This is a genomic window from uncultured Granulicatella sp. (assembly GCF_963528315.1).
Lineage (GTDB): Bacteria > Bacillota > Bacilli > Lactobacillales > Aerococcaceae > Granulicatella.
Window position 1 is genome coordinate 15,120 of record NZ_CAURVV010000011.1, and the last position, 17,784, is coordinate 32,903.

The window sequence follows — 17,784 nt, forward strand, 5'->3', positions numbered from 1 at the left end:
GTAAACATGGAACAAGTAGAAAGAAGAGCGATTATTGTATGGCTCTATACATTAAAACCGATTAAACAATTAAAACGTTTCGGCAATATTCATTATATTTCTAAACGTTTAAAATATATTTACTTGTATGTTAATGAAGATGAAGTGGAAAGTGTGATGGATAAAGTTAGCAAATTTCACTTTGTTCGAAAAGTTGAAGTCTCTCCTCGCCATGAAGTTCGAATGGATTTTACACAAATCTTACCAGAATTGCGTGAGGAAATTGAAAAAGAAAAACAAGCATTAGCTACAGAAGCGTAATGTTTATGTGTAAAAAAGTCATGACTATCCGTTAGACAGATGGTCATGACTTTTTTTAGAAGATTAAACCTATCGAATTCGAGAGGTTTAAATGATTAATTGTGAGATTTCTTCTACTTCTTGTGAGTTGTTATTCTTTTTTTGAGCGTATATAATAAAGAGAATCATATTAAAGGAGGAACACAGATGAGAATTATTTCTGGCGAATTTGGTGGAAGACATCTTCGTGCTGTTCCAGGAAAGAACACAAGACCTACAACTGATAAAATTAAAGAATCCTTATTTAATATTTTAGGAGGATATTTTGATGGCGGTGTGATGTTGGATATGTATGCAGGCAGTGGAGGAGTAGCGATTGAAGCTGTTTCTAGAGGAATGGACCATGCCTTCTTATTTGAAAATAATCGACAAGCGATTCAAACGATTGAACAAAATATCGAAATTACAAAAAGTCCGGATCAATTTACATTACTAAAACAAAATGTGAAGCATGGATTGAAAACATTAGCGACAAGAGAAGACTTTGAACCTGTTTCTTTAGTCTTTATGGATCCACCGTATCGACTGCAAGAAATAATCAATGATATTGAACAATTGGAAAAGCTATCATTAGTAGCAGAAGATGCTGTAGTTGTTGCTGAAGTAGATAAAGCAGTTCAATTACCAGAAAAAATTGGACGATTTACTCAATGGAAACGAGTAGAGTATGGAATTACAGCATTAGTTTTCTTTGAATTTGAATAGGAGATTTATATGGTAAAAGCAATTTATGCAGGAAGTTTTGATCCCATTACAAAGGGTCATCTTCATTTAATTCAACGTGCGACAGTATTATTTGATGAAGTGATTGTGTTAATCTCTCATAATCATCAAAAGCAGTATGCTTTAACAAAAGAAGAGAGAGTTCAAACGGTTCAGGAAGCTGTATCAAACTGGAAAAATGTTCGAGTTGTTGTACAGGACGGTGGTTTAACGGTCGAAGCTGCAAAACAATTAGGGGCAACCGTTCTGTTAAGAGGCGTTCGCAATAGTCAAGATTTAGAATTAGAAAAGACATTAGCATATCATAATCATCGATTAGATGAAAAGATTGAAACTGTCCTACTTATGAGTGAACCAGCCTATGAATATGTCAGTTCAACAATGGTGAAAGAATTAGCTAAATTTGGTGGAGAATTTGATTCTTTAGTTCCAGAGTCTGTAGCAAAGATTTTGAAAAAAATTTATGCGGGACAAGAGTTTCAACAAATGAAGCTTCAAGAAAGAAGTGAGTAAGAATGAAGAAAATTTCTTTTCGAACGATTGTGATTGCGCTTGTTAGTGTATTAGTTTTAGGAATCCTTGCATTTTATCCTTTACCTTATGTGATAGAAATGCCAGGGAGTGCTGAAAAAGTAGAGGATTTTATAACCATTGAAGGAGTTAATGAGAAGAAGGAAGGCTCGTTTCGAGTAATGACGGTATTTTCACAACAAGCAACTCCTTTATTAGCCCTTCAATCATTGCTTCCTCATGTTGAGATGATTCCAAAAGAAAAAGTGTATGGAACAACTCCTAGTAAGGAATACAATAAAATTCAGGAATATTATATGCAACAGGCTAGAAATGCTGCCGTTTCAGTAGCATATAAGGCAGCCGGTAAATCTGTTGAAGAAGAATTTTTAGGTGTATACGTTATGACAGTTGTCCCTGAATCTGATTTTAAAGAGAAAATACAAGTGGGAGATATTGTGACAAAAGTGGATGGGGAATCATTTTCATCTGCACAAGAAATGATTCAAGCGATTAGTTCTAAAAAAATTGGTGATCAGGTTACGATTGAAATTAATCGTAATCAAGAGACTATTGAAAAAACTGGAGTTCTAGTAGAAAATCCTGATACAGGAAAACCAATGTTAGGCATTCAATTAGTGACCCATTCGAAATTGCATGAATCACCTAAAGTCGATTTTGATCCACATGGGGTTAGTGGGCCATCAGCTGGTTTGATGTTTACATTAGAAATTTATAATCAGTTAACGGATAATAATTTAAAACAAGGTAGAATCGTTGCTGGTACTGGGACGATGAATGAAAAAGGAGAAGTTGGACGAATCGGTGGAGTAGACAAGAAATTAGTGGCAGCTGTTCGAGCAGGAGCAACTATTTTCCTAGCACCTGATGATGAAATTACGGATGAAATGAGAGAAAAAAATCCCAATATTTTATCCAATTATGAAGAAGCTAAATTAACCGCTGAGAAGATAAAATCCAATATTCAAGTGTATCCAGTAAAAAAATTTGAAGATGCAGTAAAAATTTTAGAAAAATAAAATATAAAACGTCATTTTTTTCGTATCTATAGTTAGAGGAGGGAAAAATGATGTTTTATTTTTTTATGCAAGTAAGGCGTTTATTGATGGAATATAAAAAAGTTCTGTCAATTATTGGAGGTGTATTAGCAGTTATCGTTATAATCCTTGTAGGAAGAGGAATGGTGGCTTCACCACCAAAAGAAAAAGTGATGGTAACAAATGCGGTCAATACAACAAGAGTGGAAGAAACAACGGTGATGATGCCTCAAAATTGTTATGTGGATGTTAAAGGAGCAGTTCTAAGGCCGGGAGTGTATGAGTTTTCTTGTGAGAGTCGCATTCAAGAAGTGATTAAAAAAGCAGGAGGGTTTACTGAAGAAGCAGATGAAACAAAAATTAATTTAGCACAAAAAATTACCGATCAAATGCAAATTATCGTGCCTAATGTACATTCTAAACAAGAAAGTGGCGTGACAGAAGAAAATTCTGGAAAAGGAAGTTCAACAAATACAAGTGTGTCTAATTCAAAACAAGGAACAATCAATATTAATACGGCAACTTTAGAAGAATTACAAACGATAAAAGGAATTGGAAAGAAAAAAGCAGAAGCCATTTTACAATATCGAAAAGAACATGGAGCCTTTCGTACAAAAGAAGACTTATTACAAGTGAAGGGAATTGGAAAGAAAGCTTTAGAAGTGATTGAAAGCCAAGTGATTTTCCAATGAAAAGGTGGATTTGGGTAACGGTCTTAGAAATCATATTGGGAAGTTTAATTCTTTTTGAGTCTTCATTTCTTTTAAAAGGAATTTATGTTTTGATAGGAATATGGACGTTTGTTCTTCATTTTCGAAGTAAAGAACAACTATTCTGGGTGTTTATGATACTTATCTTTGTAGGATTACGATCTTATCAAGTTTATCATCCTACAGTTGTCCCAGAAGGGGAGTTAGTTGGAATCATAAGATTGAACCGAGATGATTTGAAAATTAATGGAGACTTTGTAACGGGAATTGCTGAACTAGAGCTACCTTCTTCTAAGCATAAAGTATTATTTCAATATAAAATGCATTCTGAAAAAGAGAGAGCTTTATTTGAAGAAGAGGAGGCGAATCTTACTTTATCCGTTATTGGAAAGAGTAAGCCTGTAAATGAACCTAAAAATAGAGGGGATTTTAATGCACCCAGTTATTATCGAAGTATTGGAATTCTTCGTATGTTTGAAGTGAAAGGTTTTAAACGACTGGTAAATAAACCTTCATGGATGTCGTTGTTTCAAAATTTGCGTAGAATATTTTATTTAAAAATTAATAAACAGCCAGAAAGTTTCGTTCGAACTTATGCTTTATTATTACTGTTCGGTAAAACGAAGGATGCGGATGCAACGGTGATTCAGCATTATAAGAGACTGGGGATTATGCATGTTTTAGCCATTTCAGGACTTCATATTACACTGTTTATTCATATGCTTGAAAAAGTATTATGGAAATGGAAAATCACTCGAGAAACAAGTGTTGCTGTTATCATCATTGGCTTAGTGATTTATGGATACTTCATTCATTGGAATATTAGTGGCACACGAGCTATTTTGATGTATGTTTTAGCACAAAGCTCTAAAAAGTTTCATTGGAAACTGTCAACATCGGATTGTTTGGGGATTTTGTTCTTGCTGTCACTGTTTTATCGAACGAGTATCATCGAAAATGTAGCATTTCAACTGAGTTATGGATTAACGGCTATTTTATTATTGACGAGTTATTTTGCTGAACATAATCTTCAAGGGAAATCGAAGAAGATGATTTGGATTGCTTTTTTGACGCCTATCATAGCTTTGCCGTTAATTTGTCACTATTTTTTTACGTGGAATCTGTTAAGTGTATTATTAGCTAGTTTAGTAGTGTTGTTGTTTGAAAGTATTCTTATTCCAGGAATTTTGCTTTATGCTTTAGCAGTCGTAATAGAGTGGGTGTGGATTTCTAACGGCATAGTTTTCTTTTTAGATGCGTTATTAAATGGATTGAATCATATTTTTACTTTTTGTGAGCAATTTTTGTTTTTACGATTTACATTTGGAACATGGTCAACAATAACTTGGATATTGTATTGGCTTGCTCTTTATGGAGCGCTTGTTTGTTATGAAAAATCTTGGTTTCGTCCTTATTCGAGTGTTTTGTCTGCAATAGGTTCTTGTCTTATTGCTCTCAGCATTCCTTATCATCTGCATGAGCAAATCATCTTTTTAAGTACGGGGTCGCAAGTTTCGGTATTGTATATTCCAAAAGGATTTAATCATGCTACTTTAATAGTGAGGGGAGGAAATTCATTCATGGATTCGAAGGGGAATACCATTCGTAAGCAATCTTTTTCTAAAATTGTTACGAATAATGTTTTAGTCGAAGGAATTTCTCAGTTGGATTCCATTGTGTTAACGAATGCAAGTGTGGAAGATAGTGAGGAGTTAAAAGAGTTGATACAAGATTTTTCAGTAGGTGAGGTCGTTATTTCTAAAAATCCTTCTGAAAAAAGAGAGTTGGGAGAATGGAACGTTACGACACAGTTTCATGAAGTAGGAAAAAAACAATTAAATTCTGGCGTACAATGGGAGTTGATTCCAGCAAATGGGGGTAAGAAAGAAGCTCAAAATTCCATTTTTACATTAGATGAAAAACGAATTTTGATAGTAGATGAGAAGCTGAATTATCTACCTCATAAAGCTGATATTGTCATAGCTAGTAAGAAAAATGCAGAGGTAATTGAAAAACTGAATGGATTTAAACAAATGCAAACGAAAAGTTTAATTTTAGAAAAAGGAAGAGGGACTGTAAAATCGCATATTAGTTCACGCTTATTAGATCAGCTAGAACAACAAATACCTCATATATGGATTTCAGAAGAAGATGGAGCAGTTCATATGATGCAAGAAAAGGAACTACAAAAATACCACACAATAAAAAGCCATAAAGATGAGTGAAAGCATGGACAAAAAGAACACTTCACGATACACTAGACTAAGAGAAAGGGGAGTCATGAATGGAATTTCAAAAGAAAATAGAAGAAATTAAATCCGGGAAATTGTCGCCTATTTATATTGTGAAAGGAAAAGAAGACTATTTACAAAACTGGGCAAGACAAGTATTTTTAGAATCTGTAGTGGCTCCTGAAGACCAAGAATTAAATGTTGCTCGATTTAATATGGAAGAAACAGCTGTTCAAACAGCCATTGAAGATGCAGAATCTGTTCCATTTTTTGGAGATAGACGCTTAGTCATGATTGATAAACCGTATTTTTTAACAGGAGAAAAAGAAAAAGCAAAAATTGATCATCAACTTGAAAGACTACAGTTTTATTTAGAAAATCCATTAGATTCTTCTGTTGTTGTATTTTTTGCACCTTATGAAAAATTAGATGCTCGTAAAAAAATCGTGAAGCAATTAAAAAAAGTTGCAGTCTTATTAGATGCTTCTTCATTAGAAGAAAAAGATGTAAGAGCGATGGTTCAACATAAAGTACAAGAACAGGGCATTTCGATGGAAACTTCAGTTCTACAGTTATTTTTAGAAAAATTACACTATTCTCTAACCGATGCGATGAGAGAAATTGATAAGTTAATTTTATCTGCTATGGATACGAAAGTGATTGATAGTGACTTAGTGGCAACATTAGTTCCAAAAAGTTTAGAACAAAATATTTTTGAACTAGGAGAGGCTGTTCTTCGAAAAGATAGTAAAGTGGCAATTGAAATTTATCGAGATTTACTATTACAAAAAGAAGACCCGATTAAAATGAATGCCATTTTATTAGGGCAATTTCGCTTATTATTGCAAGTAAGCTACTTACAAAAAGAAGGCTATCACGAACCTGAAATGCAAAAGGTATTAGGGATTCATCCATACCGTGTAAAACTCGCTTTAGGACAATCTAGAAAATTTTCGATTGCTTTATTAGAAGCAGCGTATCGATTATTAGTTGAAACAGAGTATGCATTGAAAACAGGACTTGGAATGAAAGAATTGCAATTAGAAACATTTATTTTGAAGTTTTGTCAAAAGAGTGCATAAGTAGGTTGAAATGAAAATAAAAAGTACAAAAAAGGCCCGAGAATGATTTCTCAGGCTTTTTATTATTTGCTTAATTTTGAAGCAAGACGTGATTTATCACGAGAAGCTTTGTTTTTGTGGATTAATCCTTTAGAAGCAGCTCCGTCGATTGCTTTGTGAGCAGCACGTAATAATTCTTCAGCATTTTCAGCACCTTCAGCTACTGCAGCTTCAAATTTTTTGATAGCAGTACGCATAGCAGAAGTTTGTGAGTTGTTTGCTAGTGTTGACTTTTTGTTTGTACGAACACGTTTGATTTGTGATGCGATATTTGGCAATGGGTTCACCCCTCTTTCTTACATTTATATAATCACTGATCAGTTGTCTCCAACAGGAATTATTATACAAAAGTCCTTATAAAAATGCAAGTCTTGCGATGAAATAGTATATAAAACAAGTGGATTTGGGGGACTTTTCTATCAATGAAGAATCGATATTTTGATAATTCGCTCTGGTTTGTTTTCCACTTCGAGCATGCTATACTAATTAGGAATATAGAAAAAGGAGTGGAAGAATGGATCATTTTGAATTACATTCTCCCTATCAACCGCAGGGAGATCAACCACAAGCGATTAAAGAATTAGTCTCTGGAATTTTAGAAGGAAAACATGAACAAACCTTATTAGGAGCAACAGGAACGGGTAAAACTTTTACGATTGCTAATGTGATTAAAGAAGTGAATAAGCCTACTTTAGTATTAGCGCACAACAAAACATTAGCAGGGCAGTTGTATGGAGAATTAAAAGAATTCTTCCCGAATAATGCCGTAGAATATTTTGTATCTTATTATGATTATTACCAACCTGAAGCCTATGTTCCTTCTAGTGATACTTATATTGAAAAAGAATCTAGTGTCAATGATGAAATTGATAAATTACGCCATTCTGCTACAAGCGCTTTGCTTGAAAGAAGAGATGTTATTGTAGTGGCCTCTGTTTCATGTATTTATGGATTAGTAAATCCTGAAAATTATAGAGAGCACGTTCTATCTTTACGAGAAGGAATGGAAGTTGAACGTAATCAGTTGCTTACTCGATTAGTAGAAATGCAATTTGAGAGAAATGATATTGATTTTCGAAGAGGTAGTTTTCGAGTAAGAGGAGATATTGTAGATATTTTTCCTCCTGGTCATGATTCTTCTGCTATTCGTGTAGAATTTTTTGGCGATGAAATTGAAGCGTTAAAAGAAATAGATGTTTTAACAGGAGAAGTGAAAGCTACTGTAGAACATGTACCTATTTTCCCAGCAGCCCACTTTGTATCGAATGAAGATGAAATTAGTCGAGCAGTTGCTACGATCAAAGCAGAATTGAAAGAACGTTTAGAAGAATTAAGAGAAAATAACCAATTATTAGAAGCACAACGCTTAGAACAACGAACGAACTATGATATTGAGATGTTATTAGAAATGGGTTATTGTAATGGAATTGAAAATTACTCAAGACATATGGACGGAAGAAAACCAGGTGAAGCACCGTATACTTTATTAGACTTCTTCCCTAAAGATGCATTATATGTTGTGGATGAGTCGCATATTACCATGTCACAAATTAGAGCAATGTTTAATGGAGACCGAGCTCGTAAAGAACAATTAATTCAATATGGATTCCGATTACCGAGCGCTTTGGATAATCGACCATTGCGATTTGAAGAATTTGAAGAAAGAATTCCACAAATGATTTATGTTTCTGCAACTCCAGGGCCTTATGAAATGGCTCATACTCCAACTGTTACAGAACAAATTATTCGACCAACAGGTTTATTAGATCCATTAATTGAAGTTCGACCAATTAATGGACAAATTGATGACTTAATTCGTGAAATTCATGACCGAATTGAAAAGAATGAACGTGTATTTATTACAACGTTAACGAAGAAAATGTCAGAAGATTTAACGGATTACTTAAAAGAAGTCGGTATTCGTGTAAAATATCTTCATAGTGATATTAAAACATTAGAAAGAACAGAAATTATTCGAAATTTACGTTTAGGTGAATTTGATGTATTAGTTGGTATTAACTTATTAAGAGAAGGGTTAGATGTACCAGAAGTTTCCCTAGTTGCGATTTTAGATGCGGATAAGGAAGGATTTTTAAGAAGTGAACGTTCCTTAGTTCAAACAATTGGACGTGCCGCAAGAAATGCGAATGGACGAGTGATTATGTACGCCGATAAGATTACAGATTCTATGAAATATGCAATTGACGAAACGAATCGTCGTAGAACTATTCAAGAAGCTTATAATAAAGAACATGGAATCACACCAAAAACGATTCATAAAAATATTCGTGATTTAATTGCGATTACTCATGCAGTTGAAAAAGAAGAAACAACTCAGACTGATTTCAAACAAATGACTGTTCAACAAAGAAGAGAAGCTATTGAAGTGATGGAATTAGAAATGCGTGCTGCAGCTAAAGACTTGAACTTTGAAAAAGCGGCACAACTTCGAGATATGATTTTAGAACTTCGAGCGCAATATAAATTATAGGAATAAGGATAAAGAAATGAAATGGACATTAACTTCAGATTTAAAAGAATATGAAGGAAAAACAATTCCTAGCAAAATAGACGGATTTTATTTTTATATTGTGAGTGCTTCGATGGAAAAAGGCTTAGAAATGATTGTAAAGGATGAATCTCATGAACGCTATTCTTTATTTGATGTGACAACTACAAATAGTAAAATTGCACAGCAATTAAGGCAAGAAGCAGAAGAGATGGTATTTCAATGGTGTTATTCAATAGATACATCTTTAGTTGCGTTAAAAGAAAAATGGAATTGTTGGATATTGGAACATATAACGCCTTTTTCAGCAATGCCCTTTAAAAAATCAGAAGCTACCGTATACAATGTGAAAGAAAACGGAAAATGGTATGCGTTAATGAATGAAATACCATTTAGTAAATTAGGAATTACAAGTGATGAAACAGCACTAATTTTAAATGTGAAGATTTCTCCAGAAGAAAAGGAAATTCTCCTTCAAAAAGAGGGAGTGTTCGAAGCATATCACATGAACAAAAAGCATTGGATTTCTATTGCGCTGAATGTTTGTAAGGATGAAGCATTCATTCAGAAGTGTATCGAAAACAGTTACAAATGTGTTCGTTAGAAGGACAATTTCTTTACATTTTTAGAAACATTCGATATAATTTTCATCACATAGACTTATAGTAAAGAGGAGAATCATTATGGTAAATATTGCAATTGTAGGTGCAACAGGTGTTGTAGGTACAAAAATGATTGAAAGATTAGCAGAAAGTAACCTTCCAGTGGAAAATTTATACTTATTAGCTTCTGCTCGTTCAGCAGGAAAAGTATTACAATTTAGAGGAAAAGATTATGTTGTCGAAGAATTAACAGAAAATTCTTTTAAACGTGAGATTGATTATGCGATTTTTTCAGCTGGTGGAGGTACTTCATTAAAATTTGCTCCAATCGCAGAAAAAGATGGCGTGATTGTTATTGATAATTCAAGTGCATGGAGAATGGATCCTGAGATTGACTTAGTAGTTCCAGAATGTAATGCACCAACATTAGAAAGAAAAATTATTGCAAACCCAAACTGTTCTACAATTCAATCAGTAGTGCCATTAAAACCACTACATGAAGCGTTCGGGTTAAAGAGAGTGGCTTACACAACTTATCAAGCAGTATCAGGTTCAGGGCAAGCAGGAATTAATGATTTAGTAAATGGAGAAAAAGGATTAGCACCAACAAATTATCCTCATCCAATTTATAATAATGTATTACCACATATTGATGTTTTCTTAGAAAATGGATATACAAAAGAAGAAATGAAAATGATTCAAGAAACTCGTAAAATTTTAGGGTTAGATGAATCAGTGGCAATTACTGCAACTTGTGTGCGTGTGCCTGTGATGAATTCACATTCAGTAGAAATTAATGTCACTTTTGAAAAAGATACTACTCCAGAAGAAATTCGTGAAATTTTATCAAAAGCTCCTGGTGTTGTAGTAGTGGATAATCCTGCTAATAATGAATATCCAACACCTTTAATGGCAACTGGTCATGATGAAGTGTTTGTTGGAAGAATTCGTCGTGATATTTCTCAACCGAATAGTTTCCATATTTGGTGTGTGGGAGATAATATTCGTAAAGGTGCAGCAAGTAATGCAGTACAAATTGCGGAGTTAATTGAAGAAAAAGAATTGCGTAGATAATAACTTTTCGGGAAATAGCAAATGATGCTATTTCCTGAAAAGTTTTTTTGTGTCCTCATTTGCATTTTTTATAGACTTTGTTACAATTTAATTATTAAATTTTTGGATAAGGAGTAAGTTTTTGAAGACGTTATGGAAATATGTTCGTTATTATAAAAAAGAAAGTTTTCTAGCACCTCTATTTAAATTGTTAGAAGCTAGTTTTGAATTGTTTGTGCCATTAGTGATGGCCCAATTAATGGATATTGGAATTGCTCAAAATCGTCCGTCTTATATTGTAACGATGTGCGGTTTGTTAATTCTTCTTGCGGTGATTGGTTTAGTAGTTTCGATTACTGCGCAGTATTTTGCCGCTAAATCAGCGACTGGCTTTGCTAAGAAATTACGCTATGCTTTATTAGAAAAAATCACCGAAATGAATTTTTCAACGATTGATCAACTAGGAACGGATTCACTCATTACAAAAATGACAAGTGATATTCAACAAGTTCAAACAGGTTGGAATTTATTTTTACGACTATTACTTCGTTCACCTTTTGTAGTTTTCGGGGCAATGCTGATGGCATTTATTGTAAATGTACAAGCTGCTTGGATATTTGTTGTGACGATTCCAGTTTTAGCGATGATTATTTATGCCATTTTATTAAAAACAATTCCTTTATTTACAAAAGTACAAGAAGGAATGGATCGTATCACTCAAAAAACAATGGAGAATTTAACAGGAGTGAGAGTTCTTCGTGCGTTCAATAGAGTAGAAATCGAACAACATACGTTTCAAACTGAGACAGATGCATTAGCGAAACAACAAAAATTCGTGAGTCATCTATCGAGTTTAACCAATCCGATTACAATGATTATCATTAATATTGCGATTATTGTGTTATTACAATTAGGAGCGGTACAAATTGATACAGGAATCTTAACAAAGGGACAAGTGATTGCCTTAGTAAATTATATGTCGCAAATTTTATTAGAGCTTATTAAATTAGCGAATCTAACCATTCAAGTGACACGTTCCATTGCAAGTGCTAAGCGAATTGAAGCAATATTGACGATTGAACAACCTGATGAATATGCAGAAGTGATGGGTAGTTTATCTTCAGAAGAAGAGACAGATATTTTACTTTCATTTGAAAATGTTTCGCTTAAATATGAAGGAGATAGTCATGAAGTGTTAGAAAACTTAACGTTCTCTCTAAAAAAAGGCGAAACTTTAGGCATTATTGGTGGAACAGGAAGTGGGAAAACTTCACTAATTTCACTGATTCCAAAATTTTATCTTCCAACAAGTGGAACGATTCGTATAAATGGTCAACCCATAGAAATGATTCCAACAGAAGAATTAAGACAGAAGATAGGGATTGTTCCTCAAAAGGCAGCTTTATTTAGAGGAACGATTGCTGAAAATTTAAGATGGGGTAAATCAGATGCTACAACTCAAGAGTTATATGAAGCATTAGAAATTGCCCAAGCAAAAGAAATGGTTGAGCAAAAAACAAATCAATTAGAGTATGTATTGGAACAAGAAGGAAGAAATCTATCGGGTGGACAAAAACAACGCTTGACGATTGCTCGAGCAATGGTTAGAAAACCAGAAATTTTGATATTAGATGATAGTTTTTCTGCTTTAGATTATGCAACAGATGCAGCATTAAGAAAAGCCATTTCAAAAGCTCCGTTTAAACCAACAACCATTATTGTCTCTCAAAGGGCGGCTTCAGTAATGCAAGCTCATCAAATTATTGTGATGGAAAAAGGAAAAATCGTAGGAATTGGAACTCATGAAGAGTTACTAGAAACAAATGCGATTTATCAAGAAATAACTGCCTCACAATTTCAAAAGGAGGAACAGTAGTATGAAGTATGAAAAAATGGAAGTGTATAAAAAATTATTTCCTTATTTAAAACCATATGGTTTTCTCTTACTATTTTCTCTATTTTTAGCAATGGTGAGTGTGTTATCTAGTGTATGGATTCCAAAAGTAATCGGTCAAACTATTGATGCGATGATAGGAGTGGGAGAGGTACAATTTTCGATTGTCACAAATGGCTTATTATGGATTTTAGTGCTAGCATTAATCAGTATGGTGAGTCAATATGTGATGAGTTTATGTCATAATCATATTGCTTATGGCATGGTGAAGTCATTGAGGGATGATGTCTTTATTCATTTATCTAAAATGCCCTTAAGTTACTTAGATTTAAAAGCACATGGCTCACTTCAAAGCATTGTTATTTCGGATACAGAACAAATGGCAGATGGATTGTTATTAGGATTTTCTCAATTATTTACAGGAATCTTAACGATTATAAGTACATTATTTTGGATGTTTAGTATTCAATTGACAATGACAGTAGTCGTTCTTCTTTTAACGCCTATTTCATTTGTCGTTGCATCCTTTATTGCTAAAAAAACATACGATTTATTTCATGATCAATCAACATTAAGAGCGGAACAAACAGCCTTTACTCATGAAACGATTACTGGAATAAAAGTAGTTCAAGCGTATAGTCAAGAAAAAAATGTGTTAGAAACTTTTGATGAAATGAATGAAAATTTAGCAGAACGTTCCTTAAAGGCTATTTTCTATTCTTCGATTACGAATCCAGCAACTCGCTTTGTAAACAGCTTAGTGTATACAGTAGTAGGATTAGTGGGAGCATTTTTTGTATTGAAAGCTCAATTAAGTATTGGACAATTGGCAGCATTTTTAACGTATGCGAATCAGTATACAAAACCTTTTAATGAAATTTCAGGTGTGATGACTGAGTTTCAAAATTCAATTGCATGTGCAAGTCGTGTGTTTGAATTGATGGAAGAACCTATGGAATCTGAAGAAGAAACAGAAATTCAATTGCCAGAAATGATTAAAGGGGAAGTACTCTTTGAAAATGTGTCATTTTCTTATCAAAAAGACCAATCACTAATCGAGAATTTTTCTTTAGAAGTAAATTCTGGAGAAAAAATTGCGATTGTAGGGCCAACTGGAAGTGGTAAGAGTACACTCATTAATTTATTAATGCGATTTTATGAAGTTGACAAAGGGAATATTACTATTGATGGTATTTCAATAAAAGATATGAGTAGACAGCAACTGAGACAATTATTTGGAATGGTATTACAAGAAACATGGTTGCAATCGGGGACTATCCGAGAGAATTTACTATTAGGAAACCCGAATGCAACAGATGAAGAAATTCAACAAGTATTAATTCAATGCCAATTAGATAAAATGATTGGAAAGCTACCTCAAGGATTAGAAACACCTCTTCATCGACAAGGAGAAGACTTCTCACAAGGGCAACGACAACTCTTATCTATTGCTCGAGTAATGTTAAGCAAGCCATCGATGCTCATTCTTGATGAAGCGACGTCTTCCATTGATACAAGAACAGAGTTGAAAATTCAACAAGCTTTTCAGACATTAATGGAAGGGAAAACAAGTTTTATTGTAGCTCACAGACTTTCAACGATTCAAAATGCAGATAAAATATTAGTGTTGAAAGATGGGCAAGTCATTGAACAAGGAACACATGAAGAACTGATTGCTCAGCAAGGGTTCTACAAACATCTGTATCAAAGCCAATGGATGAGTGAGTAAGAGTAAAAAAGACTTTTCTTCAGTAGCAGAACATGTCGTAAGCTACGAGGAAAAGTCTTTTGATTTTTATTTGAGAGAAGTCATTAAGCTTGGAATTCTTCTAAAGCTAAGCTTGCTTCTTCCCATTCCATCATTACTTCTTCTAATGATTCATTTAATGTTTGTAAAGTTTGTTGAAGTTCTGCTGAACGAGTAGGGTTCGTATAAACTTCTTCTAATGTTAATTCTTCGTGAACGGAAGAAATTTCTTGTTCGATTTGATGAAGTTTTTCTTCTAGTTGTTCTACTTGTCTTGTCAGAGTACGAAGTTGTTTTTGTTCTTCTTTTGAGCTTAAGTAATTTTTCTTTGTATCGGTTAAAGCGACTTCTGCTTGAACGACAGGAGTGGCTTCTTCTTGTTTTAAAGCTTCAAGCTCTTGTTTCTTTTCAATATAGTAATCATAATCGCCTAAATATAAGGTACTACCTTCAGGAGTGATTTCTAAAATAGAAGTTGCGACTTGATTAATGAAATAACGGTCGTGTGAAACAAAACAAATCGTACCATCATATTCAATAAGAGCTTGTTCAAGAACTTCCTTACTATCGATATCTAAGTGGTTGGTAGGTTCGTCGAGTAATAAGAAATTATCATGTTCTAATGAAAGTTTTGCTAAAGCAAGCCTTGCCTTTTCGCCCCCACTTAATTGGGCAGTTGATTTTTCTACATCTTTTCCTGAAAATAGGAAGCTTCCTAAAATCGTACGAATGTCTTTTTCAGGCATCGTTGTATGTCGGCTCCAAAGCTCTTCTAAAACAGTTGTTTTAGAGTTTAATCCACTTAAATTTTGATCATAGTAACCGACTTGAACATTAGCCCCTAATGAACTTTCTCCAGAAATCCATGGAATTTCTTGTATTAGAGATTTTAAAAATGTTGATTTACCAATTCCATTTGGACCAACAATCGCAATTGCTTCTTGTTTGCGGATGTTTAAATTAATTGGACCAGCTAGCGTTTGTCCGTCATAGCCAATATAAGCATCTTGCACATTTAACACTTGATTTCCAGATTCTTTTTGAACAGAAAATGAAAAACGAGCGAATCTTGAATCTGATTGTGGTTTTTCAATTCGTTCCATTTTTTCTAATTGTTTTCTACGTGACTGTGCTCGTTTCGTAGTAGAGGCACGAACAATATTTTTCGCAACAAATTCTTCTAATTTTTGAATTTTCTCTTGTTGTTTTTCATATGCTTTTTGTTGTAGTAAGAAGCGATTTTCACGTTCCGTAACATAGTATGAATAATTGCCCTTATAATATTCGCAAGTGTGATGATGAATTTCATACACTTCTTGACAAACTTTATCTAAAAAGTATTGGTCATGGCTGACAATTAGAAGGGATATGGGTGAAGATTTTAAGTAATCTTCTAACCATGTTAATGTTTCAATATCTAAGTGGTTCGTAGGTTCGTCTAAAATTAAGACATCATGTTTTTCTAATAAAATTTTAGCTAACGCTAAACGAGTTCTTTGTCCACCGGATAATTGTTGAATCGGTTTATCATAATCTTCAGGATAAAATTGGAATCCATGTAAGACAGAGCGGATTTCTCCTTCATATCCATAGGCATTCATTTTATTTAATTGTTCTTGTAAATCATCATATCGAGCTAATGTTTGTTGATAGAGTGATTCATTGGCTAATACGTCTGGATTTCCTAATTTATCAGCCATTAAAAGTGCTTCTTTTTTTAGAGCTTCGACTCCTTTAAATAATTCAATCATTTCTTCCCAAATGGTATTTTCAGAATCGACTGAAGCATATTGATCTAAGTAACCGATGGAAAGGTCTTTTTTCTTACTGACCATCCCTAAACTAGGTTCTTCGATTCCGGCTAAAATTTTTAATAATGTTGATTTTCCTGTTCCGTTTCTTCCTACTAATGCAATACGAGAACGTTCTTGAACTTCAAGGGAAATATTTTCAAATAGTACATCTGGGCCAAAATGTCTAGCTAGCCCTTGACCTTGTAATAAAATCATGTCATAATCCTCTTTCTATGCAGTTTCAATTTTATTCTATCATACATATGATGAGGACAAAAGTTTTTAATGTTCTTAATATAGATGTAAGATTGAGAAAAAATCACAATGTTCTTGAGAAATGTACATTATAAGGAATATGTAGAATAAAATGTACAAATACAATATTTTTATCTAAAAACAAGCATATCGCTTGTGAAATTTATGAAACTTATGCTAGAATATTTATGAAATTTGATATAAAGGAGATTGAAAAATGAAAAAAGTTGAAATTCCAAAAGCTACCGCAAAGCGCTTGGCAATTTATCATCGTTATTTAAGATTTTTACATGATGCAGGAAAACGTCGTATTTCATCAACAGAATTAAGTGATGCAGTTAAAGTAGATAGTGCAACAATTCGTCGTGATTTCTCATATTTTGGAGCGTTAGGAAAACGTGGATATGGTTATGATGTGGAGTATTTATTAGACTTCTTCAGTCAACAATTAAATCATGATCGTTTAACAAATGTTGCTTTAGTAGGAGTAGGAAATTTAGGGCAAGCTTTATTAAACTATAATTTCCACCAAAGTAATCATGTAAGAATTAGTGCAGCGTTTGAAGTAGACGAAAATATGGTAGGAAAAATTGTGAGCGGAGTTCCGGTTTATTCTATGAACGATTTAGTAGAACAACTTCGTGTGCAACAAATTCAAGTGGCGATTTTAACAGTTCCTCAAGAAGTTGCTCAAGAAACTGCTAATTTATTAGTGGAAGCAAATGTACGTGGAATTTTAAACTTCACGCCGCTTCGTCTAACTGCACCAGAACATATTCGTGTTCAAAACGTTGACTTAACAAATGAATTACAAACTTTGATTTATTTCTTAGATAACAACAATAATAATTAATTTCAAAAAAAACATCTTGTAAATGTAGAGAGCATTTATGAGATGTTTTTTTGTCGTAAATGACTTTATCTATAGTAGCAAAGGACGGCAGCAAACCTTTGGTTTCATGCCTAAACTTTGAGCCTAGGGTCTCAAAGTTTCCTGTATTAGAAGTCGGACCGACTTCTAATACTAGTGCTACTATGAAAAGTCATTACTTGTTTGTTCAAGGGGATAACGGATTGATGTGGAGTACGTAAAGCGTAAATGACTTTGTCTGATAGTAGCAGTATGAACGGCAGCAAACCTTCGGTTTCATGCCTAAACTTTGAGCCTAAGGTCTCAAAGTTTCCTGTAATAGAAGTCGGAGCGACTTCTATTACTACTGCTACTATGAAAAGTCATTA

At 33.7% G+C, this 17,784-nt stretch carries 15 protein-coding genes; 13 read left to right on the top strand and 2 right to left on the bottom strand.

What is annotated here, in order from left to right:
- Positions 1-6 precede the first annotated feature (6 nt).
- The 7 genes from RYK07_RS04130 (at position 7) to holA (ending at position 6,653) form a co-directional block, all read left to right on the top strand.
- The gene (locus RYK07_RS04130) at positions 7-300 is read left to right on the top strand and encodes a YlbG family protein (RefSeq protein ID WP_314852534.1); all 294 of its coding nucleotides are present in this window, start codon (positions 7-9) and stop codon (positions 298-300) included.
- A gap of 168 nt (positions 301-468) precedes the next feature.
- Positions 469-1,044: a 16S rRNA (guanine(966)-N(2))-methyltransferase RsmD gene (rsmD, locus tag RYK07_RS04135; RefSeq protein ID WP_314852560.1), complete on the top strand. Its 576-nt coding sequence runs from the start codon at positions 469-471 to the stop codon at positions 1,042-1,044.
- Between the two features lie 9 nt (positions 1,045-1,053).
- Positions 1,054-1,575 carry a pantetheine-phosphate adenylyltransferase gene (coaD, locus tag RYK07_RS04140; protein WP_314852535.1) on the top strand — a complete coding sequence of 174 codons (522 nt, stop codon included), beginning with the start codon at positions 1,054-1,056 and terminating at the stop codon, positions 1,573-1,575.
- 2 nt (positions 1,576-1,577) lie between these two features.
- The gene (locus RYK07_RS04145; protein WP_314852536.1) at positions 1,578-2,612 is read left to right on the top strand and encodes a SepM family pheromone-processing serine protease; all 1,035 of its coding nucleotides are present in this window, start codon (positions 1,578-1,580) and stop codon (positions 2,610-2,612) included.
- A gap of 47 nt (positions 2,613-2,659) precedes the next feature.
- Positions 2,660-3,322, top strand: coding sequence for a ComEA family DNA-binding protein (locus RYK07_RS04150; protein WP_314852537.1), 663 nt, complete (start codon positions 2,660-2,662; stop codon positions 3,320-3,322).
- Positions 3,319-5,565, top strand: coding sequence for a ComEC/Rec2 family competence protein (locus RYK07_RS04155; protein WP_314852538.1), 2,247 nt, complete (start codon positions 3,319-3,321; stop codon positions 5,563-5,565). The genes RYK07_RS04150 and RYK07_RS04155 overlap by 4 nt, the downstream gene beginning before the upstream one ends.
- 59 nt (positions 5,566-5,624) lie before the next feature.
- Positions 5,625-6,653, top strand: a complete 1,029-nt coding sequence (gene holA, locus RYK07_RS04160; protein ID WP_314852539.1) for a DNA polymerase III subunit delta — start codon at positions 5,625-5,627, stop codon at positions 6,651-6,653.
- Between the two features lie 62 nt (positions 6,654-6,715).
- Here holA and rpsT read toward each other — a convergent pair whose 3' ends face one another.
- A complete protein-coding gene (rpsT, locus tag RYK07_RS04165) occupies positions 6,716-6,970 on the bottom strand; it encodes a 30S ribosomal protein S20 (RefSeq protein WP_006703518.1) in 255 nt (84 codons plus the stop codon).
- 236 nt (positions 6,971-7,206) lie between these two features.
- Here rpsT and uvrB point away from each other — a divergent pair, with 236 nt between their 5' ends.
- From uvrB to RYK07_RS04190, 5 genes are all read left to right on the top strand, one after another.
- Complete coding sequence (gene uvrB, locus RYK07_RS04170; RefSeq protein WP_314852540.1) at positions 7,207-9,183, top strand: excinuclease ABC subunit UvrB; 1,977 nt, start codon at positions 7,207-7,209, stop codon at positions 9,181-9,183.
- Between the two features lie 16 nt (positions 9,184-9,199).
- A complete protein-coding gene (locus RYK07_RS04175) occupies positions 9,200-9,805 on the top strand; it encodes an MmcQ/YjbR family DNA-binding protein (protein WP_314852541.1) in 606 nt (201 codons plus the stop codon).
- A 79-nt stretch (positions 9,806-9,884) separates the two neighbouring features.
- Complete coding sequence (locus RYK07_RS04180) at positions 9,885-10,877, top strand: aspartate-semialdehyde dehydrogenase (RefSeq protein ID WP_314680374.1); 993 nt, start codon at positions 9,885-9,887, stop codon at positions 10,875-10,877.
- 121 nt (positions 10,878-10,998) lie between these two features.
- The gene (locus RYK07_RS04185; RefSeq protein WP_314852542.1) at positions 10,999-12,732 is read left to right on the top strand and encodes an ABC transporter ATP-binding protein; all 1,734 of its coding nucleotides are present in this window, start codon (positions 10,999-11,001) and stop codon (positions 12,730-12,732) included.
- A gap of 1 nt (position 12,733) precedes the next feature.
- Complete coding sequence (locus tag RYK07_RS04190; RefSeq protein WP_314852543.1) at positions 12,734-14,479, top strand: ABC transporter ATP-binding protein; 1,746 nt, start codon at positions 12,734-12,736, stop codon at positions 14,477-14,479.
- A gap of 83 nt (positions 14,480-14,562) precedes the next feature.
- On the opposite strand, the gene RYK07_RS04195 is transcribed toward RYK07_RS04190, so the two are convergent.
- A complete protein-coding gene (locus RYK07_RS04195) occupies positions 14,563-16,506 on the bottom strand; it encodes an ABC-F family ATP-binding cassette domain-containing protein (protein ID WP_314852545.1) in 1,944 nt (647 codons plus the stop codon).
- A 256-nt stretch (positions 16,507-16,762) separates the two neighbouring features.
- Between RYK07_RS04195 and RYK07_RS04200 the strand changes: the two genes are divergently transcribed.
- A complete protein-coding gene (locus RYK07_RS04200; protein ID WP_314680368.1) occupies positions 16,763-17,398 on the top strand; it encodes a redox-sensing transcriptional repressor Rex in 636 nt (211 codons plus the stop codon).
- The last annotated feature ends 386 nt before the right edge of the window (positions 17,399-17,784 follow it).